The organism is Mycobacterium persicum, assembly GCF_002086915.1.
In the GTDB taxonomy this organism is placed as follows: domain Bacteria; phylum Actinomycetota; class Actinomycetes; order Mycobacteriales; family Mycobacteriaceae; genus Mycobacterium; species Mycobacterium persicum.
The window spans coordinates 1,866,682-1,887,446 of sequence record NZ_MWQA01000001.1 but is presented as its reverse complement, the minus strand read 5'-3'; the positions used below and the strand labels follow the sequence as shown (position 1 = coordinate 1,887,446).

General features: G+C 66.7%; 19 protein-coding genes and 1 tRNA gene. 10 read left to right on the top strand and 10 right to left on the bottom strand.

Annotated elements, in window-relative coordinates; translation table 11 throughout:
• The first annotated feature begins 11 nt into the window (after positions 1-11).
• From B4U45_RS08410 to B4U45_RS08400, 3 genes are all read left to right on the top strand, one after another.
• Positions 12-1,718, top strand: coding sequence for a hypothetical protein (locus B4U45_RS08410; protein ID WP_075549240.1), 1,707 nt, complete (start codon positions 12-14; stop codon positions 1,716-1,718).
• Positions 1,719-2,052: 334 nt separating this feature from the next.
• Entirely contained in the window at positions 2,053-2,748 is a 696-nt protein-coding gene (locus tag B4U45_RS08405; RefSeq protein ID WP_075549241.1) for a TetR/AcrR family transcriptional regulator, read from the top strand.
• A 114-nt stretch (positions 2,749-2,862) separates the two neighbouring features.
• Positions 2,863-3,528 carry a TetR/AcrR family transcriptional regulator gene (locus B4U45_RS08400; RefSeq protein WP_075549242.1) on the top strand — a complete coding sequence of 222 codons (666 nt, stop codon included), beginning with the start codon at positions 2,863-2,865 and terminating at the stop codon, positions 3,526-3,528.
• 55 nt (positions 3,529-3,583) lie between these two features.
• Here the strand turns inward: B4U45_RS08400 and B4U45_RS08395 are convergent, their stop codons facing one another.
• Both B4U45_RS08395 and metG read right to left on the bottom strand, forming a co-directional pair.
• A complete protein-coding gene (locus tag B4U45_RS08395) occupies positions 3,584-3,949 on the bottom strand; it encodes a PAS domain-containing protein (protein ID WP_075549243.1) in 366 nt (121 codons plus the stop codon).
• A 333-nt stretch (positions 3,950-4,282) separates the two neighbouring features.
• On the bottom strand, positions 4,283-5,845 hold the full coding sequence (gene metG, locus B4U45_RS08390; RefSeq protein ID WP_075549244.1) for a methionine--tRNA ligase: 1,563 nt from the start codon (positions 5,843-5,845) through the stop codon (positions 4,283-4,285).
• Between the two features lie 32 nt (positions 5,846-5,877).
• On the opposite strand from metG, the gene B4U45_RS08385 reads away from it, so the two are divergent.
• The 6 genes from B4U45_RS08385 to B4U45_RS08360 all read left to right on the top strand — a co-directional run bounded on the left by B4U45_RS08385 (position 5,878) and on the right by B4U45_RS08360 (position 13,202).
• Positions 5,878-6,747, top strand: coding sequence for a TatD family hydrolase (locus B4U45_RS08385; RefSeq protein WP_219859375.1), 870 nt, complete (start codon positions 5,878-5,880; stop codon positions 6,745-6,747).
• 171 nt (positions 6,748-6,918) lie between these two features.
• Positions 6,919-8,046 (top strand): resuscitation-promoting factor, encoded by a 1,128-nt coding sequence (locus B4U45_RS08380; RefSeq protein ID WP_198929552.1) that lies wholly within the window; start codon positions 6,919-6,921, stop codon positions 8,044-8,046.
• Positions 8,010-8,963 (top strand): 16S rRNA (adenine(1518)-N(6)/adenine(1519)-N(6))-dimethyltransferase RsmA, encoded by a 954-nt coding sequence (rsmA, locus tag B4U45_RS08375; protein WP_075549247.1) that lies wholly within the window; start codon positions 8,010-8,012, stop codon positions 8,961-8,963. Before B4U45_RS08380 ends, rsmA begins: the two co-directional genes overlap by 37 nt.
• Positions 8,964-9,022: 59 nt before the next feature.
• A complete protein-coding gene (locus B4U45_RS08370) occupies positions 9,023-9,985 on the top strand; it encodes a 4-(cytidine 5'-diphospho)-2-C-methyl-D-erythritol kinase (RefSeq protein WP_180276481.1) in 963 nt (320 codons plus the stop codon).
• A gap of 346 nt (positions 9,986-10,331) precedes the next feature.
• Entirely contained in the window at positions 10,332-11,966 is a 1,635-nt protein-coding gene (locus B4U45_RS08365) for a fatty acyl-AMP ligase (RefSeq protein WP_075549248.1), read from the top strand.
• Positions 11,967-12,227: 261 nt separating this feature from the next.
• Positions 12,228-13,202: a DUF302 domain-containing protein gene (locus B4U45_RS08360; protein WP_075549249.1), complete on the top strand. Its 975-nt coding sequence runs from the start codon at positions 12,228-12,230 to the stop codon at positions 13,200-13,202.
• Between the two features lie 31 nt (positions 13,203-13,233).
• Here B4U45_RS08360 and pth read toward each other — a convergent pair whose 3' ends face one another.
• The 7 genes from pth to B4U45_RS08325 all read right to left on the bottom strand — a co-directional run bounded on the left by pth (position 13,234) and on the right by B4U45_RS08325 (position 18,364).
• Positions 13,234-13,815, bottom strand: a complete 582-nt coding sequence (gene pth, locus B4U45_RS08355) for an aminoacyl-tRNA hydrolase (protein ID WP_075549250.1) — start codon at positions 13,813-13,815, stop codon at positions 13,234-13,236.
• Between the two features lie 12 nt (positions 13,816-13,827).
• Positions 13,828-14,490 (bottom strand): 50S ribosomal protein L25/general stress protein Ctc, encoded by a 663-nt coding sequence (locus tag B4U45_RS08350; protein ID WP_075549288.1) that lies wholly within the window; start codon positions 14,488-14,490, stop codon positions 13,828-13,830.
• A gap of 181 nt (positions 14,491-14,671) precedes the next feature.
• Complete coding sequence (locus B4U45_RS08345) at positions 14,672-15,331, bottom strand: LpqN/LpqT family lipoprotein (RefSeq protein ID WP_371687257.1); 660 nt, start codon at positions 15,329-15,331, stop codon at positions 14,672-14,674.
• Positions 15,331-15,687, bottom strand: a complete 357-nt coding sequence (gene arsC / locus B4U45_RS08340) for an arsenate reductase (glutaredoxin) (RefSeq protein ID WP_075549252.1) — start codon at positions 15,685-15,687, stop codon at positions 15,331-15,333. Before arsC ends, B4U45_RS08345 begins: the two co-directional genes overlap by 1 nt.
• Positions 15,688-16,668, bottom strand: a complete 981-nt coding sequence (locus B4U45_RS08335; protein ID WP_023367092.1) for a ribose-phosphate diphosphokinase — start codon at positions 16,666-16,668, stop codon at positions 15,688-15,690.
• 85 nt (positions 16,669-16,753) lie between these two features.
• Positions 16,754-18,238, bottom strand: coding sequence for a bifunctional UDP-N-acetylglucosamine diphosphorylase/glucosamine-1-phosphate N-acetyltransferase GlmU (gene glmU, locus B4U45_RS08330; protein WP_075549253.1), 1,485 nt, complete (start codon positions 18,236-18,238; stop codon positions 16,754-16,756).
• A gap of 54 nt (positions 18,239-18,292) precedes the next feature.
• Positions 18,293-18,364 (bottom strand) — tRNA-Gln (locus B4U45_RS08325).
• Between the two features lie 388 nt (positions 18,365-18,752).
• On the opposite strand from B4U45_RS08325, the gene B4U45_RS08320 reads away from it, so the two are divergent.
• The gene (locus tag B4U45_RS08320) at positions 18,753-19,346 is read left to right on the top strand and encodes a TetR/AcrR family transcriptional regulator (protein WP_075549289.1); all 594 of its coding nucleotides are present in this window, start codon (positions 18,753-18,755) and stop codon (positions 19,344-19,346) included.
• Between the two features lie 5 nt (positions 19,347-19,351).
• On the opposite strand, the gene lysA is transcribed toward B4U45_RS08320, so the two are convergent.
• Positions 19,352-20,692: a diaminopimelate decarboxylase gene (gene lysA, locus B4U45_RS08315; protein ID WP_219859374.1), complete on the bottom strand. Its 1,341-nt coding sequence runs from the start codon at positions 20,690-20,692 to the stop codon at positions 19,352-19,354.
• Between the last annotated feature and the right edge of the window lie 73 nt (positions 20,693-20,765).

The window sequence follows — 20,765 nt, the reverse complement described above, 5'->3', positions numbered from 1 at the left end:
CAAATGTGAAAATGGTTCGAGCAATTAGAAAATCATCGATCGTTGCCGCGTGCGCCGTCTTGCTGCCGGGCGGGGTGCTCACCGGATGCGGCGGCCACCAACCCGACAACAGCCCACTGACCGCGATGGTCAGTCCGGCCATACCGTCGACGGTCCAGGAGATACCCAACCCGCTGCGTGGCCAATACGAAGACCTCTTGGAACCGCTTTTCCCGCAACGCGATCCGGCCCAGCAGCGGTATCCGGCGTGGCCGGCGTCCTACGATGCCAGCCTGCGGGTCTCGTGGCGTCAGTTGCAGCCCACCGACCCGGCCACGTTGCCGCCCGACGCCCCCGACGAGCGCAAGTACGACTTCAGCGTGATCGACGACGCGCTGAGCCGGCTGGCCGAACGGCGGATGCGGATGACGCTTCGGGTGTACGCCTACAACTCCTGTTGCAATGCGACGTATCCCAACAACACCAACATCGCGATTCCCGACTGGGAACGCGCCCGGCCGGGCACGAGCACGACCTATCCCGGGCCGGCCAGCGGCGCCGCGGCGGGGGTGCTGCAGGTGGTGCCGAACTTCAACGATCCGACCTATCTCAACGACTTCGTACAGCTACTGGCGGCACTGGGTCGCCGCTACGACGGCGACGAACGACTCAGCGTTTTCGAGTTCTCCGGGTATGGGGATTTCAGCGAAAACCACATCGCCTACCTTCGCGACTCGCTCAACGCCGCGGGTCCAGCGCCCCGGGACAGCGTTGCCGCACTCGGGTATTACAGCCAGTTCCGTGATCAGAACATCACCAAGGCGTCCATCCAGCGCCTGGTCGAGGCGAACGTCAGCGCCTTTCCCCGCACCCAACTGGTGACCAGCGCAGCCAACCCGGAGATCATCCGGGAACTGCTCGCCGACGACGTCACCAAGAAGCTGGCCGCGCCGGTGGGAATCCGCTCGGACTGCCTGGGCGTCTATACGCCCATGCCGGCGTGGGCCGACGGCAGCGCCGCCCACTACGTGCAGACCAACGATCCGGTTGTCGCCGCGCTGCGCAAGCGGCTGTCGACGGCTCTGGTGATCACCGAATGGTGCCAGCTGCCCAGCGGAACCACGCGTCAGGCCTACTACGAGAAGGGTCTGCGCGACATCATGAGATATCACGTCTCGATGACCTCGAGCATCAACTTCCCGGACGACAATGCGACCTCGCCGATGGACCCCAAGCTGTATGTGCTGTGGGCGCAGGCCAATGCGACGGCGGGCTACCGGTACTCGGTGGAGGCCAAGCCCGGGTCACAGGGGCTGAGCAAGGACGGCAAAGTCGCGACGATCTCGGTTGTATGGACCAACTACGGCTCCGCGGCCGCGACCGAGAAATGGGTCCCGGGTTACCGATTGGTCGATTTCACCGGGCAGACCGTTCGCACGTTGCCCGCAACGGTGGATCTGAAGTCGCTGGTCCCGGAGGCGCCCGGGGACCGCACCGCTCAGCAGCCCATACCGGCGTCGGCCTCCGAGGCGGTTCGCGTCGAACTGGCCGGCTTGCCGGCGGGGCATTACACGTTGCGGGCGTCGGTAGATTGGCAACAGCACAAGCCGAACGGTTCGCATGTGGTCAATTACCCTCCGATGCAGTTGGCCCGCGATGGCCGCGACGATTCCGGTTTTTATCCCGTCGCGACGCTCGACATTCCGCGCGACGTTCAGACCGCAACGAACGGTGCGTGAGGCGGCTTAGCCAGGCCAAGTCCGGCCTTGGGCATACCACTCGCATGGAAATATCCATTAAACGTACCGGCAGTATTTCGTCTAGCGGATAGTGCTGCCCCGCGCGAAGCGTCGCAGCGAGAAACCGGGCTGATACCCTCGAAATCGGCGTCAATGCAACCTGAGGCACAGCCGGTAAGCCATCACGAGATGACCATCTGGCTTCCCCGCTCGAGGAGGGCATCGCGAAGGTGACGGCGATCGTCCCGGCCGGTGGTTCCGGTTTCGGAACCGCTCAAGACAGCCTGGAAACAGACGCCACCCATGCGCGGCGCGACCGTCAGCGGCGGCCGGCATGAATTCTTCGGCTCAGACCACGACCGACTCGCCGAGCGGACGAGCGGACACCACGCGCCAGCAGATTCTGCACGCCGCCGCGCATCAGTTCGCGCGGCGCGCGTACCACGATGTCGGACTCGACGACATCCTCGCGGCGGCCCAGCTCACCAAGGGTGCGATGTATTTCCACTTCCGGTCCAAGCACGCGCTGGCGGTCGCCATTATCGAGCAACACACCGCCGCCGGCCGGGTTGCTGTCGAGGAGCTGCTGGCCAGGCAGCTTTCCGGCCTGGAGACGCTGGTCGACTTCGTTTACCTGATCGCCGTCCGCGACATCAGCCAGGACATGGCCAGGGCTGCCCTGCACCTGCTCGACTCGGTTGGTCGTACCGAAGGTCTGCAGGCGAAATTACTGGACGGGTGGATCGAAGCCCTGGCGGCCGTGGTACGGCGCGCGATCCTCGAAGGCGACGTCGCCGAAGGCCGCGACCCGCAAGACGTTGGCCGTCTGATCGTGTCGATGTACCTGGGTTTGCGGCAGGCCAGCGACCTGGACGCACCGGAGCGGTTTCTCGGCGATCTCGAGAAAAGCTGGTTGCTGGTGCTGAGCGGAATAGTGCAGCCGGACAGAATCGACTACTTCACGCAGTTCGTCACCCGGCGGACCGCGCTGGCCATCCGCTCGGCAACAGCCCCGGTGGCGCCGGGTTGACCAAGATCGAAGCCATGGCGGCGGCTGTTAGGCTAGCCGGCTGACCAGGAAAGTAAGCGATGCGGAGGTGCGGAGCCTCGTCGGAGCCGCCGCACTGGCGGAGGTACGGGAGCGATGGCACGCCAGGTCCGATCCGAGGTAACCCGGCGAAAGATCCTCGATGCCGCCGTCGACGTTTTCGGCGACGTCGGGTACGCGTCCGCCGGCTGGGGCACGATCATCGAGCGGACCGGCATGACCAAAGGCGCCCTCTATCACCACTTTGATTCCAAGGAAGCGCTGGCGTCAGCGATCATCGAGGAAGGTTCCGACGCGCTTCTCGGCGCGTTTCGCAACGTTTGCGGGTCGGCGTCGCCCGCGCTGGAGAACATGATTCATGGCACCTTCGCCGTCGCACACCTGCTCAATGCCGACAAGACGGCTCGTGCGGCCGAGCAACTAACCGCTGTCCTTGCCGGATTCAACTCCGCTGCCGCGCAGTTTTTCGGGGCCTGCGCGGGGGAGATGGCCGGCCAGGCCCGGCGGGCGATTGCCGAAGGTGATCTGCGAGACGACGTCGATCCCGAATTGGTCGGTGAGTCGATTGTCGGCGCGACGTTCGGAATGCGGTTGCTCGCCAACGCGTTATCCCGATCCGGCGGCAATGGATACCGAGTCGAGAGCGCCGGACAGCGATTGGGTCAGCTATGGGGACTTCTGCTTCCCGGCATGACCGTTGAGACGTCGCTGCCCTATTTCCGGGAATTCCTTGCTCGCGAGGCGATGCGTAGCCGCCATTGATCGCGGCCGTGCCCGGTGAAGTCCGCCTCCAACGTCGTGGCAGCTCAGCGGACGGTCAGCGCTCTTCTTCCCACAGTTGTTCGGTCAGATCCTGAAAAACCGCGAGGGCAAAATTGTCGTCCGCACGTCGTACGGCCGACCTGCTCATCAGCGCTCGCACCACCGAGCCGTCCTTGTGGGCCAACTCGACGACCATGTTGGCCAGCGCATGCAGGAAGGACAGCGTCGACGATTCCGAGTGCGGGCACTGATGGAAGATCTCATGGAACCGCAGCGACAGCACCTCGTCCGGGTCGCGGCCCACCATCTCGGCGAACGCGGTGTTGGTGAACAAGATGCTGCCGTCGTCTCCAGTGGCGAGCACGGGGACCGGAATCCGCTCCAGAACTACCAGCGCGGGCAACTGCTTCAAGGCGATCATCGGCGATTGACTTGCCTGCCGGTTCCGTCGGCGCTCCACAGCCCTTGATTATTGCCTATGACGGCGAGTTGGCCGGGCGGTTTCCGGTAAGTCGGAGTTCGCTGCGGGTTCGCGACAGGGGCCGCCGCATTTCGTTGCGGGGCACCGGACGACAGGTGGTCGTTGACGACGGCACCGCGGCGGCAACCGCACCGAGCGGCAACGAATTTGCTTGTAGCACAAGGCAATTATGACCTCGTGATGACATGTCCGGTTCCCGACGAGGCGCCCCGGATCAGGGTCTCCGGCGTGCGGCTCGTTCCCGCCTGGACTTTGCTGTAGCGCTCGTTCCGCTCACTCGACTTCGGGCGGCGGCTGGTATCGCGGGAATACCCCCACAGGCGGCGGCAGTTGGGTGCCCGGCGCGAGCCGGGTGCCGACGGCGCTGAACGCCCGCTGGTCCTCGGGTTGGCCGAGCAGGTCCAGCATCTTGGCGGCCGACTCCGGCATGACCGGCTGCACCAGTAGCGCCGCGATGCGTACCACCTCGCACGTGGTGTAGAGCGTAGTGCGAAACCTCGCCTGGTCGGCCTCGGACTCGCTCTTGCGCAGCACCCATGGCTGCTGTGTCGAAAAGTACTTGTTGGCGTCGCCGAGCATCAGCCAGATCGCTTCCAGCGCCAGATGCATTGCCTGACGGTCGAAGTGGGCGCGCACCCGATCCAACAATCCGTCGGCCGTCGCCAGCAATTCGGTGTCGGCATCACAGAACTCCCCGGGTTGGGGCACCACCCCGCCCAGGTTCTTGGCAACCATGGACAACGAGCGCTGGGCCAGGTTGCCGAGCTCGTTGGCCAGATCGGTGTTGATCCGGGTGACGATGGCCTCTTCGCTGTAACTGCCGTCCTGGCCGAACGGCACCTCCCGCAACAGGAAGTAGCGGACCTGATCCACGCCATAGGCCTGGATCAGTGACACCGGGTCGATAACGTTGCCCACCGACTTGCTCATCTTCTCGCCGCGATTGTGTAAGAACCCGTGGGCGAACACCTTTCGCGGTAACTCGATGCCCGCCGACATCAGGAAGGCCGGCCAGTAGACGGCATGGAACCTGATGATGTCCTTGCCGATCATGTGCAGGTCGGCGGGCCAGTAGCGGCGGAACGACTCCGAGCCGGTATCCGGGTAGCCGGCGCCGGTCAGGTAGTTGGTCAACGCGTCCACCCAGACGTACATGACATGGTCGGGATGCTCGGGCACCGGCACGCCCCAGTCGAACGACGTTCGCGACACCGACAGGTCTTTGAGGCCACCGGACACGAAACTGATCACCTCGTTACGTCGGACCTCGGGCGCGATGAAGTCGGGGTGGGCCTGGTAGTGAGCCAGCAGCTTGTCGGCGTAGGCCGACAACCGGAAGAAGTAGGTCTGCTCCTCGGTCCAGGTCACCGGTGTGCCGGTCTCGACCGCGATCCGGGTGCCGTCGACAAGTTGGGTCTCCGACTCGACGAAAAACCGCTCATCGCGCACCGAGTACCAGCCCGAATAGTTGTCCAGGTAGAGATCACCGGCGGCCTCCATCCGGCGCCAGATCTCCTGCGACGCCGCGTAGTGGTCGGGGTCGGTGGTGCGGATGAACCGGTCGAAGGAGATGTTCAGCGCCTCCTGCATGCGCTGGAAGACGTCGGAATTGCGCCGGGCAAGCTGGGCGGTCGGCACGCCCGCGGCCGCGGCGGCCTGCGCCACCTTCAGGCCGTGTTCGTCGGTGCCGGTCAGGAAGCGCACGTCGAAGCCGTCGAGTCGCTTGAACCGGGCGATCGCGTCGGTGGCGATGTATTCATATGCGTGACCCACATGCGGCGCCGCGTTGGGATACGCGATCGCGGTGGTGACGTAATAGGGCTGCCATGGCTTCATTGGGATCCCACCCTATTGGGTGGTCCTATTGTGTGCGCGTGAGCACCACCCGGCCCGCCACACGGCAAGCACCGCCCGCCCCGGAGCCGTTGGCCCCACTGGTCGACGCGCACACCCACCTCGACGCGTGCGGCGCCGGCGACGCTCGAGGCGTCGCCGCCATCGTCGACCGCGCCGCGGCCGTCGGTGTGCGCGCGGTGGTCACCATCGCCGACGATCTGGAATCGGCGCGCTGGGTGACCCGGGCGGCCGAGTGGGATCCACGGGTCTACGCGGCGGTGGCGCTGCACCCCACCCGCACCGACGCGCTCACCGACGCCGCACGAGCCGAAATCGAGGCACTGGTGGCCCATCCGCGTGTCGTGGCGGTCGGCGAGACCGGGGTGGATATGTATTGGCCGGGCCGCCTCGACGGGGGCGCGCAGCCCGGCGTGCAGCGCGAGGCCTTCGCGTGGCATATCGACCTGGCCAAGCGCGCCGGAAAACCGTTGATGATCCACAATCGGCAGGCCGACCGCGAGGTGCTCGACGTGCTGCGGGCCGAGGGCGCGCCGGACACCGTGATCTTTCACTGCTTCTCGTCGGGCAGCGCGATGGCCCGCGAGTGTGTGGCCGCCGGATGGTTGCTGAGTCTTTCCGGAACTGTGACCTTCCGCAACGCCCGGGACCTCCGGGAAGCTGTTCCGCTGATACCGCTGGAGCAGGTTCTGGTGGAAACCGACGCGCCGTTTCTCACCCCGCACCCCTACCGCGGCACAGCGAACGAGCCGTATTGCCTGCCCTACACCGTTCGAGAACTGGCTGAGCTGGTCAATCGCCGTCCCGAGGAAGTGGCCCAGATCACCACGGGCAATGCCGTGCGGGCGTATGAACTGGGTCACACAGCTGGCGGGTGGCCCTAACACCCGGCGTGCCGGAGTTGCTCAGCTTTGATCGGTTCGTTACCGTCTTGTGATCGTACGGGTGGGCCTCTGGGGCCCATTTTGGCGTTTTCAGCTGAATTCGGCTGAAATGTCTGGAACTTGCTGCTGGGTCGTTGCTGAGGTTGTTGGTTAGGTCGGGATAGTCGCACATTGAATCTGCTTACGAAACTTCATCAAACCGAATCACCGATGTTGCGCCTTGTGGTTGGCGCCTTACTGCTGGGACTGGCGTTGGCCGGCGGGTATGCCGTTTCGGCGGCCAAGACGGTGACGCTGACCGTCGATGGAACCGCGATGCGGGTCACCACGATGAAGTCGCGGGTGATCGACGTCGTCCAGGAGAACGGCTTCTCCGTCGACTCACGCGACGACCTGTACCCCGCGGCGGACGTGGTGGTCCACGATTCGGAGAACATCGTGTTGCGTCGCAGTCGCCCGCTGGAGATCTCGCTGGACGGCCACGACGTCAAGAAGGTTTGGACGACGGCATCCACGGTGGACGAAGCGCTGGCCCAACTGGCCATGACAGATACCGCCCCAGCGGCCGCCTCCCGCCGCAGTCGGGTCCCGCTGGCGGGGATGGCGCTGCCGGTCGTCAGCGCCAAGACGGTGGAAATCAACGACGGCGGGGTGGTGCGTACCGTGCACCTGGCGGCGCCCAACGTGGCGGGCCTGCTCGACGCCGCTGGCGTGCCGCTGCAGGGCAGCGACCAGGTGGTGCCCGCCGCGACGACGCCGATTACCGACGGCATGCAGATCCAGGTGACCCGGTACCGCATCGAGCGGGTCACCGAGCGGTTGCCGCTGCTGCCCAATGCGCGTCGCGTCGAAGACCCGGAAATGAACATGAGCCGCAAGGTCGTCGAAGACGCGGGAACTCCCGGTGAGCAGGATGTGACGTTCGCGGTGGCTGAGGTCAACGGCGTGGTCACCGGAAAGCTGCCGATCGCCAACGTCGTGCTGACGCCGGCGCGCGACGCGGTGGTGCGGGTGGGCACCAAGCCGGGCACCGACGTACCTGCGGTGAGCGACGGAGACATCTGGGACGCCATCGCTGGTTGTGAGGCGGGCGGCAACTGGGCGATCAACACCGGCAACGGGTACTACGGTGGGGTGCAATTCGACCAGGGCACCTGGGAGGCCAACGGCGGGCTGCGGTATGCGCCCCGCGCCGATATGGCCACCCGCGAAGAGCAGATCGCAGTCGCCGAGGTGACCCGCCAACGCCAGGGCTGGGGCGCGTGGCCGGTGTGCAGTGGACGAGCGGGGACACGCTGACTATCCGGCTGCTGGGACGCACCGAGATCAGGCGGCTGGCCAAAGAGCTCGAGTTCCGGCCACGAAAATCGCTCGGACAGAATTTCGTGCACGACGCCAACACGGTGCGCCGGGTGGTTGCGGCCTCCGGGATCACCAGGGCTGACCAGGTGCTGGAGGTAGGGCCCGGCCTGGGCTCGCTGACGCTGGCGCTGCTCGACCGTGGGGCCACCGTGACGGCCGTCGAGATCGACCCGGTACTGGCGGCCCGGCTGCCGCAGACCGTCGCCGAGCATTCCCACAGCGAGATCCAGCGCCTGACCGTGCTCAACCGCGACATCCTGGGCCTGCACCCGCAGGATCTGGCCGTCGAGCCGACCGCGGTGGTCGCCAACCTGCCCTACAACGTCGCGGTTCCGGCGTTGTTGCATCTGCTGGCCGAGTTCCCGTCGATCCGGGTAGTGACGGTTATGGTGCAGGCCGAGGTCGCCGAACGGCTTGCCGCCGAGCCGGGCGGCAAAGAGTACGGCGTGCCCAGCGTCAAGATGCGCTTCTACGGACGGGTCCGGCGTTGCGGCATGGTGTCGCCGACGGTCTTCTGGCCCATCCCGCGCGTCTACTCCGGACTGGTCCGCATCGATCGATACGAGACGTCACCGTGGCCGACCGACGGCGCGTTTAGGCAGCAGGTGTTCGAACTAGTGGACATCGCCTTCGCGCAGCGCCGCAAGACGTCCCGCAACGCGTTTGCCCAGTGGGCGGGCTCGGGCAACGAGTCGGCGAATAGGTTGCTTGCGGCCAGCATCGACCCCGCCCGACGCGGTGAGACGCTGTCGATCGCGGATTTCGTGCGTTTGCTGCGGCGCTCTGGGCAGGGGTCCGGTGAGGTGGCGCAGACCAGCGGCACCGCCGGCGAGCAGCAGGTCCCGGCGGGTTGATCATGAGCCGCAGGGCGCCGTTGCGTGTGGTTCGCCGGTTACAGCGATAGTCTGCTGCGGTGGTCAGGGCGTCGGACGGCAACACCGCTGAGTTGTGGGTGCCCACCGGGTCGGTCACCGTACGGGTGCCCGGCAAGGTGAACCTGTACCTTGCCGTGGGTGACCGTCGCGGCGACGGCTACCACGAGCTGACGACGGTGTTTCATGCCGTCTCGCTGGTCGACGAGGTGACGGTTCGCAATGCCGACGTGCTGTCGCTGGAGCTCGTCGGCGAGGGGGCGCACGAGCTGCCCGTCGACGAACGCAATCTCGCCTGGCAGGCGGCCGAGCTGATGGCCGAACATGTGGGCCGGGCACCCGATGTGTCGATTCTCATCGAGAAATCCATCCCGGTGGCCGGGGGGATGGCGGGCGGCAGCGCCGACGCGGCTGCCGTGCTGGTCGCGATGAATGCCCTGTGGGAACTCAGCCTGCCTCGCCGCGACCTGCGACTGCTCGCCGAGCGGTTGGGCAGCGATGTGCCGTTTGCGCTGCACGGCGGCACCGCGCTGGGCACCGGCCGCGGTGAGGAGCTGGCAACGGTGTTGTCCCGCAACACCTTCCACTGGGTGCTGACGTTCGCGCACAGCGGGCTGTCCACGCCGGCGGTATTCACCGAGCTTGATCGGCTCCGCGAGGTGGGCGACCCGCCGCGCCTCGGCGAAGCCGGGCCGGTGCTGGCAGCGCTGGCCGCGGGCGATCCGCAGCAGCTGGCGCCGCTGCTGGGTAACGAAATGCAGGCCGCCGCGGTAAGCCTGGACCCGGCGCTGCGTCGGGCGCTGCGGGCGGGTGTGGAGGCCGGTGCGCTGGCCGGCATCGTGTCGGGTTCGGGTCCGACGTGTGCGTTTCTGTGCGCCTCGGCGGAGTCCGCGATCGATGTGGGCGCGCAGCTGTCGGGGGCGGGTGTGTGCCGTACCGTGCGAGTGGCCACCGGACCGGTGCCGGGCGCCCGGGTGGTTCCGGCTCCGGTAATCCCCGAATAACCGGTGTGACTTGGCTGTGAAATCCGCCTCAAACGCCCTAAGAGTTTGGCAGTTACTTAAGAGATGCTTAAGATAATCGGCGGTGACGGCTAGCGGTAAGCAAGGGAATGCGATTTCGTCGTCCGCCGGGCAACGCGCCGGGCGGTCCGCGAACCGCCTTCGGTCCAGGCAGGCCCGGATACGGGCCAGGCTCTTGCGCGTCGTGCGGTCCGGCGTTGGATCGTCAGCTCATCACCGAACCGAAACCTAACCGCTTCCCAATTGTGTGCGCGCGCCTGTCGCAAAGTGCCGTCCAGCAGGCGGAACATGAAACCCGGACCTTGGGGCCGGAACCGAGGAGGATGCTTTGAGCAGGTTTACCGAGAAGATGTTCCGCAATGCCCGCGAGACCACCAAGGGCATGGTGACCGGTGAACCACACACCCCGGTTCGGCACACCTGGAACGAAGTCCACGAGCGAGCGCGGCGGATAGCCGGCGGCTTGGCGGCCGTCGGCGTCGGCCCCGGCGACGCGGTCGGTGTGCTGGCCGGCGCACCGGTCGAAATCGCCCCGACCGCTCAGGGGCTGTGGATGCGCGGCGCCAGCCTGACCATGCTGCACCAGCCCACCCCACGCACCGACCTCGCGTTGTGGGCCGAGGACACCACCACCGTGGTCGACATGATCGAGGCCAAGGCGGTCATCATCTCCGAGCCCTTCCTGGCCGCCGCTCCGGTGCTGCAGGAACGCGGCATCAGGGTGCTCACGGTCGAGCAACTGCTGGCATCGGACCCGGTAGACCCGATCGAGACCGGCGAGGACGATCTGGCATTGATGCAGTTGACCTCCGGGTCGACAGGATCCCCTAAAGCGGTTCAGATCACCCACCGCAACCTGTTCGCCAATCTCGAGGCGATGTACATCAGCGCCGAGTACAACGCAGACACCGACGTGATGATCAGCTGGTTGCCGTTGTTCCACGACATGGGGATGATCGGCTTCTTGACCGTGCCCATGTACTTCGGCGGTGAGCTGGTCAAAGTCACCCCGATGGACTTCATGCGCGACACCCTGCTGTGGGCCAAGCTGATCGACAAGTACCGGGGCACCATGACAGCTGCCCCGAACTTCGCTTATTCTCTGTTCGCCAAGCGGCTGCGCAAGCAGGCCAAGCCCGGCCAGTTCGACCTGTCCACGTTGCGGTTTGCGCTGTCCGGCGCCGAGCCGGTCGAGCCGGCCGACGTCGAGGACCTGTGCGAAGCCGGCGCCCCGTTCGGGCTCAAACCGCAGGCGATCCTGCCCGCCTACGGGATGGCCGAGATCACGCTCGCGGTGGCGTTCTCCGAGTGCGGCGCCGGTCTGGTGGTCGACGAGGTGGACGCCGACCTGTTGGCCGCGCTGCGCCGCGCGGTGCCGGCCACCAAGGGCAACACCCGTCGGCTGGCCTCGCTGGGCCCGCTGCTGCAGGGGATCGAGGCACGCATCGTCGACGAGGACGGCAACATCCTGCCGCCGCGGGGCGTCGGGGTGATCGAGCTGCGGGGCGAGTCGGTGACACCCGGCTACATCACGATGGGCGGATTCATCCCGGCGCAGGACGCGCAGGGGTGGTATGACACCGGTGACCTCGGCTACCGCATGGAGAACGGACACGTCGTCGTCTGCGGCCGGGTGAAGGACGTCATCATCATGGCTGGCCGCAACATCTACCCGACAGACATTGAGCGGGCCGCCGGCCGGGTCGCCGGGGTGCGTCCGGGTTGTGCGGTGGCAGTGCGGCTCGACGCCGGGCATTCGCGCGAGACTTTCGCGGTGGCGGTGGAGTCCAATGCCTTCGAGGATCCCGCCGAGGTGCGCCGCATCGAGCACCAGGTGGCCCACGAGGTGGTCGCCGAGGTCGACGTGCGTCCGCGTAATGTCGTGGTTCTCGGTCCGGGCACCATCCCCAAGACGCCGTCGGGCAAGCTGCGACGGGCCAACTCCGTCACCCTGGTCACCTAGCGTTTCGATCGCGAGCAGACACAAAATCGCCCAATTCCCCAAGGAAATTGGGCGATTTTGCGTCCCCCCGCAAGCGGGAGGTACATCCAGCTCGCGGATGCGGCGGCCGGGTTGCGTCGACAAACCACCTCCCTGGACAGTCAACCAGTGGTGGAATGGTCTGGCCGATCGATACTGGGCGGCCCGAATGATGTGGTGACCGCTGCGGAGTGCCGCTTGCCGAACAGCAGGCCCCATCCGAAACCGAAGGGAGCAGTACCCATGTTGTTCGCCTCCCGAGCAGCGGTGATGCGAGTTGTCGCCGGCCTTTCCGTCGTTGTTCTCATTGCGGCCGCCTGCGGCAGCACCAAAGATAGTGCTTCGCAATCAACGAATGCGCCGGCAACAACAAGTGCGGCAAGCCAGCCGCGGACCGTTTCGACGACCTTCATCAGCTACAGCTCGAACCAGAAGTTCGAAGCTACCGTCGATGCACTGCAGAAGGCGGCCGCCGACAAGGGGATGATGATCGTCGGAGACCTCAACCAGGACGCGGTGCTGGCGGCTACCGGGCTGCAATTGCCGGGGGCGCATAGCTTCTTTATCGGCAATCCGCGGATCGGTAAGACGTTTTTCGACGCCACCCAGGCGATCGGCGCGGTGATCCCGGTACGAGTGCACGTCTGGGTGGACGGCGACGGTCCGGCCCACATCAGCTACTTCGATCCGGCCCCGGAGTTCACCGCCGTCGACCCCGCTCTCGGCGACGCCGGGCAGCAGATCTCCCAATCGATTCGCACCATCGCCGAAGCCGCGGTGGGCGCCGGCGCCGCACCTCAGGCAACCCCTCAGGTGACCAAGGTCGACACGACATTCATCACCGTCGACACTTCAAGTTCGTTCGAGACGACGATTGGCGCGTTGCACACCGCGGCCGACCAGAACGGGATGACCGTCCTGGGCGATGTCAACCAGGCCAGCAGGCTCGAGGCGATCGGACTGCAGTTGCAGCGGTCGCACAGTTTCTTCGTCGGTAATCCGCAGATCGGCAAGACGCTCTTCGGCGCCACGCAAGCGATCGGCGCGGTGGTTCCGGTACGGATGCAGGTCTGGGCGGAGAGCCGCGGTCCGGCGCACATCAGCTACTTCGACCCGGCGCCGCTGCTCAGCGTCGTCGACCCGGCTCGCGCCGACGTCGGGCAGCAGGTGTCGCAGGCGATCCGCACCGTTGCCGACGCCGCGGCGTCGACGCACTAGACGCACCAAAAGCGATTCGGCTGACGCGGGATCACCCCTGCCAGGCGTGGACCCGATTCTGCGCGGGCTCCAGCCCCATTTCGATGAGCAACTCGGTGGCGTCTGCGGCCTGCTCGCAGATGGTCGGGACGTCGGCCCGTTCGGCGGCGGTGAAGTTCTCCAAGACGAACGCCGCCGGGTCCTTGCGTCCGGGCGGACGGCCGATACCGATGCGCACCCGCTGAAAGTCCTTGGTGCCCAATGCAGCCGCCACCGAGCGCAGCCCGTTGTGGCCGCCCTCGCCGCCACCGAGCTTGAGCCGGATGCGACCGAAGTCCAGGTCGAGGTCGTCGTGGATGACCACGACGTCGGCCGGCGCCACCGAGTAGAACGTGGCCAGCGGGCCCACCTGGCGGCCCGACTCGTTCATGTAGCAGCGCGGCTTTGCCAGCACCACCGAGTGTCCCGCCAGCCGGCCAGTAACGACTTCGGCCCCGGAACGCTTGTGCCCCTTGAATTTCGAGCCCAACCGCGTGGCCAACAGGTCGGCAACCATGAAGCCGAGGTTGTGCCGGGTGCGCGCGTAGCTGTCTCCGGGGTTGCCGAGGCCGATGACCAGGAAGGGCTCGGCCACGTCGCGGGCCGCCTACTCGGACTCTTCTGCGGCGGTTTCGGCTTCTGAGGCCTCTTTTCCGGCCTCTTCGGCGGCCGCGGCTTCGGCAACCTCTCCTGCGCCCTCTTCGGCGAGATCTTCGGCCGTCGGCGCATTCACCACGTTGACCACCAGCATGTCCGGGTCGGAGATCAAGTTGACGCCCCGTGGCAGCGCGATCTTCCCGGCGGTGAACTGGGTGCCGGGCTCCGCATCCTCGACCGACACGGTCAGGTGCTCGGGAATCGACAGCGCCTCCGCTTCGATCTCGACGGCGTTGGTTTCCTGGGTCACCAAGGTGCCCGACGCAGCCTCGCCTTCCACCACGACGGCGACCTCGACGACGACCTTCTCACCGCGCCGGACCACCAGCAGGTCGGCGTGCTGAATGGTGCGGCGGATCGGGTGGATGTCCAGCGCTTTGGTCAGCGCCAGCTGCTCCTTCCCGGCGATGTCCAGGGTCAGCACCGCGTTGGTGCCCGAGTGCCGCAGCACCGCGGCGAAGTCGTGCCCGGGCAGCTCCAAGTGCTGGGGTTCGGCGCCGTGGCCGTACAGGACGGCCGGAATCCTGCCGTCGCGGCGGGCTCGCCGCGACGCGCCCTTGCCGGTCTCGGTCCGCACCGTGACCTTCAGTTGGTTGACTGCAGCCTTGGCCATTTGTGTCGCTCCTGTGTGCTCGAAACCCACGTCATAGGGCACGGCAAGGATCGCGACGAAAGTGTCGGTCTCCGTCGATAACGGTGCTGGTCTTTCGCACCCTCGCCGTGACGCCCGGCCAGGTTAGCGCATCGGCACCGCAGAGGGGAAATTCGGCTGCCCTCGCGTCATCGCCGCGTCATCACCGCAACTTCACTGCTACCGCGAAACCGCGGATGATCGCCTCGATGTCGGGCGCATTCGCGGCCGCTTCGGTGGCCAGGCTGGTGATCGTGAGCTGAACCAGATACCGCTGATTGTCCGGCGGTGGCCCGGTGGGAACCACGACCCGGTTCCAGCTGTGCAGCCGGGTTCCGTCGAGGTCGTAGCTGCCTTGCATCATCGACGACGGAAAGCCGTTGAAGTCTGCCGTCGACGCGTCCAGCTGCTTGAAGTTGTCGAACAACTGGGCGTCTTCGTTGCCGCGCCTGGCCACGTCGGCGGGATTGAAGTCTCCGCGGAGCTTGAACACCACCAGCCTGGCCGTCGGATACTTGCCGCCTTTGGAGATGATCACCGTCTCCGGGCTGATCTTCGGACCGGTATACGGTGACCAGCCCGGTGGGGTCGGGATGGACACTGTCAGACCGTTCAGTTTGCTCGGCGCCAGCTGTTCGCCGCTGACCCCGATGCTTTCCAGGTACTTCGACAGCGGAACCGGCCGTGCCGTCGTGGTCGGGGTGCTGGTGGTCGCACCCGTCGTCAAGATGGACTGGAAGTCCGGGGGTTTCGCCGGGGAGCAGGCGACCGATGACGTCGCCACCGCGATGGCGACGACGGCCGCGTTGCGCCGGCGAGCGATCACAGAATCTCGCGAACGGCGTCGACCGGCCGAGCCAGCCGGGTGCCCTTCGAGGTGACCACAAAAGGCCGTTCGATCAGGATGGGGTGCTCGGCCATCGCGTCGAGCAGTTCGTCGTCGGTGGCGTCGGCGAGGTTCAGTTCGGTGTAGAGCGGTTCGCGTTTGCGTATCGCGGTCCGTACCTCGATGCCGGCGTCTCGGATCAGCTGCACCAGCTGGTCCCGGGACGGCGGGGTTTTCAGGTATTCAACGATGACGGGCTCGAGGTTGTTGTCGCGCAGCAACTCCAGCGTCTTGCGCGAGGTGCCGCACCTGGGGTTGTGGTAGATGACGGGTTCTCCTGCGGCCGCGGCCATCTACGCGTCCCCGTCGAAAAGCCCTGTGACTGAGCCGTTTTCGAAAACCGCGCGAATGGTGCTGGCCAGCAGCGGAGCAATAGACAAGACCGTCAGCTGGGGGAAACGCTTCTGCTCGGTGATGGGAAGCGTGTTGGTGACGATCACCTCGCGGGCTCCGCACGCCGCCAGCCGCTCGGCGGCCGGGTCGGACAGCACACCGTGGGTGGCCGCGATGATCACGTCGGCGGCGCCGTCGTTGTGCAACAGCTGCACGGCGCCGGCGATGGTGCCGCCGGTGTCGATCATGTCGTCGATCAGCACACAGGTGCGGCCGGAGACTTCACCGACGACGCGGTTGGACACCACCTGGTTGGAGACGCGCGGGTCGCGGGTCTTGTGAATGAAGGCCAGCGGGACACCGCCCAATGCGTCGGCCCACTTCTCGGCGATGCGCACCCGGCCCGAGTCGGGGGACACCACCACCATGTTGCCGTCGGGGTAGTTGTCCCTGATATAGCCGGTCAGCAGGTTCTGGCCACGCATGTGGTCGACCGGTCCGTCGAAGAAGCCCTGGATCTGGTCGGTGTGCAGGTCGACGGTCACGATGCGGTCGGCGCCGGCGGTCTTGAGCAGGTCGGCGACCAGCCGCGCCGAGATCGGCTCGCGGCCGCGGTGCTTCTTGTCCTGCCGGGCGTACGGGTAGAACGGCATGACCGCGGTGATCCGCTTGGCACTGCCCCGCTTGAGCGCGTCGATCATGATCAGCTGTTCCATCAGCCAGGTGTTCACCGGTGCCGGGCAGGACTGCAGGACGAATGCGTCGCAGCCCCGCACCGATTCGTTGAAGCGCACGAAGATCTCGCCGTTGGCGAACTCCCGCGCGTCCTGCGCGGTGACATGGACGTCGAGTTCCTTGGCGACCTGCTCGGCCAGCTCCGGATGGGCGCGGCCGCTGAAGAGCATCAGGTTTTTTCGATTGTCGGTCCAGTCGTGGCTCAACGCGCTGCCCTCGCCGTATCGGGATCGAAATGGATGACTTATCGTACGGGGCCTGGAGGTGTCGCCGGGTAGCCGGCACCCTTATTCACGCTGTCTGGTTGCCTTCGGAATCCTGCCCGGCCTTTTGGGCGGCTTCTGCCGCCTGAGCCGCCGCTGTTCCGGGCCGTTTGCGTTGCACCCAGTTCTCGATATTGCGTTGCGGACCCGCGGACACCGCCAACGCCCCCGGGGGCACATCCTCGCGGACGACCGTGCCGGCCCCGGTGTAGGCGCCGTCACCGACCGTCACGGGCGCCACGAACATGGTGTCCGAGCCGGTGCGAACATGCGAGCCGATGGTGGTGCGCTGCTTGGCGGTGCCGTCGTAATTGACGAAGACGCTGGACGCGCCGATGTTGCTGTGCTCGCCGATGTCGGCGTCGCCGACATAAGTCAGGTGCGGAACCTTGGTGCCGGTGCCGATGGTGGAGTTCTTGACTTCTACGAACGCGCCCAACTTGCCGTCGGCTCCCAGCACGGTGCCGGGCCGAAGATAGGTGAAGGGGCCGACCGTGGCCCCGTCGCCGATCGACGACGAGGTGCCGTGCGTTCGGATCACCGTGGCGCGCTCGCCCACGGTGACGTCGGTCAAGGTGGTGTCCGGACCGATGACGCAGTGGCCGCCGATCTGGGTCCGGCCCAGCAGCTGGGTGCCGGGGTGGATGACGGTGTCGCGCCCGATCGCGACGTCGACGTCGATCCAGGTGGTGGCCGGGTCGATGACGGTCACGCCGGCCAGTTGGTGGCTGGCCACGATCCGGCGGTTGAGCTCGGCGCCCAGTTGTGCCAGTTGGACGCGGTTGTTGACGCCGGCTACCAGCGCGCTGTCGTCGACGTGGCGGGCACTTACGGTGTGCCCGTCGCGGCGCAGGATGGCGATGACGTCGGTCAGGTACAGCTCCTGCTGAGCATTGTTGGAGCTCAGCCGGCTCAAGGCGGACCGCAGGGCAGCGATGTCGAAGGCGTACACGCCGGTGTTGACCTCGCGGATCTCGCGTTGTGAGGGTGTGGCGTCGGTTTGCTCGACGATCGCCATCACCTCGTTGTCCTGGGTCCGCAGGATTCGGCCGTAGCCGTGCGGGTCGCTCAGGGTCGTGGTCAGCACCGTGACCGCGGCCGGTCCTGAGGGGTGGGTCGCGCCGTGGGTGGCGATCAGATCGGCCAGGGTGTCCGAGTCCAGCAGCGGCGTATCGCCGGAGGCGACGACCACGATGCCGGCGTAATCGTCGGGCAGGGCGGACAGGCCGCACCGCACCGCGTCCCCGGTGCCCAGCGGCCGGTCCTGCAATGCGACGTCGATCGCGCGTCCGAGGGTCTGGGCCAGCTCGGCGACCAGCGGCGAGATGCGCTGGTGATCGTGGCCCAGCACCACGACCAGATGCTGCGGCGCCAGCTTGGTCATCGCGTGCAGCGAGTGCGCCAGCATGCTGCGCCCGCCCAGGGTGTGTAGCACCTTGGGGGTGTCCGACCGCATCCGGGTGCCCGGTCCGGCCGCGAGGACCACGACCGCGGTGTCACCACGAAACGTCATCGACCCTCCTTACGTTTCGGCTCGCGAACGCGCACGCCCGCGGTACCAACCACGCTCCGTCGCCAGGACTCGAACCTGAACTCTCAGAACCAAAATCTGATGTGCTGCCGATTACACCACGACGGATTGCCGGTCGACGGTGAGCATTTTGCCCGCTCACCACCATGGAACTCTAGTCCGACGGCGAGGCGGCCACGTGCAGCCGTGCCCGTGCTCGCACCCGCGGCTGTCAAATTTACCTCGGGCATGTCGATGGACTAGATGGCGCAAGACCCGATATGACGCGGTTGCCCCACACGGCCCATCGAGTGTGCACAGACGGTTTTGAGCGTGCACGTAGGGCGGGAACATCGCGCTTCGCCCGCCCGGACGGCACGCTCGACGCCGTCAACGCACGCTCGACGCCGTCGCGGCTCGCTCGAGACCGCCAACACCCGCATGACCGGATACCCTGATTGACGTGGCTGTGGCCGATAAGGATCCGGAAAGGGAACCGCGGGCGCCGCGCGCCCGGATGACCGGTAGCGAACGCCGGCGCCAGCTCATCGGCATCGCCCGATCGTTGTTCGCCGAGCGCGGCTACGACGGAACCTCGATCGAGGAAATCGCGCAACGCGCCAATGTCTCCAAGCCCGTCGTCTACGAGCATTTCGGCGGCAAGGAGGGTCTGTATGCGGTGGTCGTCGACCGGGAGATGCAGGCGCTGCTGGACGGCATCACCTCGTCGCTGACCAACAACCGGTCGCGGGTGCGGGTGGAGCGGGTGGCGTTGGCGCTGCTGACCTACGTCGAGGAACGCACCGACGGCTTTCGCATCATGATCCGCGACTCGCCGGCGTCGATCAGCTCGGGCACCTATTCCAGCCTGCTCAACGACGCCGTCAGCCAGGTCAGCTCGATTTTGGCCGGCGATTTCGCCCGTAGGGGCCTGGATCCGGATCTGGCGCCGCTCTATGCGCAGGCGTTGGTGGGTTCGGTGTCGATGACCGCGCAGTGGTGGCTCGACGCGCGCGAACCCAAGAAGGAAGTGGTCGCCGCGCACCTGGTCAACCTGGTCTGGAATGGGCTGACCCATCTCGAGGCCGATCCCCAGCTGCAGGGGGAGTAGGCCCGTTACCCGCAGTCGCGCACCAGCAGGTCGGCGACAGTCTCGCGGCGAACCAGTTCGCGAGCCCGGCCGCCACTGACCGCCACCAGCGGTGGCCGCCCGACCATGGTGTAGTTCGACGCCATGCTGTGGTGGTAGGAGCCGGTGCCGGCCACGGCCAGCAGGTCGCCGGCGTGGATATCCGCCGGGAGTTCGACATCGCGGGCGATCTCGTTGCCCGCTTCCCCATGACGGCCGGCCACGGTGACGGCCCGCTTTTCTGTGCGGGCGTGCCGGTTGGCCAGGGCGACCGTGTACCGCGCGCCGTCCAGCGCCACTCGCGGGTTGTCGCTTATTCCGCCGTCCACTGCGACCACGGTGTGGCCGTTCGGTCGTGTCTTCACCGAGCAGACCCGGTACAGCGTGACACCGGCCCGCGCGCTGATGCCGCGACCGGGTTCCACGACGACCGCCGGTCGTGGGAAGTGCTCGGCGGCGCAGGCCTCGTCCAGCGCATCTTCGGTGACGCCGGCCAACTCCGCGAGGTCGAGTTCGGCGTCTGCGCGCAGGTACGGGACGGCATGTCCGCCGCCGATGTTGAGTTCGGTGAGAATGACGCCGTGCTGTGCTCGGATGTCGGCCATCGCGGCGATCATCCGGCGGATCGCTTCGCCGTAGCGGGCCGGCTCGCAGATCTGCGAGCCGAGGTGGCAGTGCAGTCCGATCAGGTCGAGGATCGGATGCGCCAGCACGGCCCTCACCGCCTCGGCGGCATGGCCGCCGGTGAGGGTGAATCCGGGCTTGGGGTCACTGGTCCCGGCCGCCACCGCGGCGTGGCCGTAAGTGTCGGTATCGGGGGTCACTCGGATGAGTACCCGCTGGCGCCGACGTGCCAGGCCGGCCAGGTAGGCGATGTCGAGGCTGGAATCCAGGACCAGGCGCCCGACGCCGACGGCCACCGCGTCGCGCAGCTCGTCGGGCGATGTGGTGTTGCCGTGCATGACGATGCGGGACGGATCCAGGCCACCGGCCAGGGCCACCGCCAGCTCGCCCGGTGAGCAGATGCCGAGGCCGAGTCCCTCCTCGCGGGCCCAACGTGCCACCGCGGTGGTCAGCAGCGCCTTCCCCGCATAGACGATCTCGACATCACGCAACGCGGCGCGGTAGCGGCGGGCGCGGGGGCGGAAGTCGGTTTCGTCGAACACGTAAGCCGGGGTGCCGAATTCGTCGGCGATGTCGGAGAGCGGCACGCCGCCGACGCACAGCCGGCCGTCCTCGTCGGAGCTGGCGGTGGTCGGCCAGATTGCGGGGTCGAACCGCCGCGGTGCCGCGTGGCCGATGGACGGCAGCAGGTCGAGCAGTGTCATGGCTCCACCATGTGCCGCGGCCGGGGCGGGTACCGGTGTCCTTACATTTTCTTGACGGCGGCGGGCTCGATAT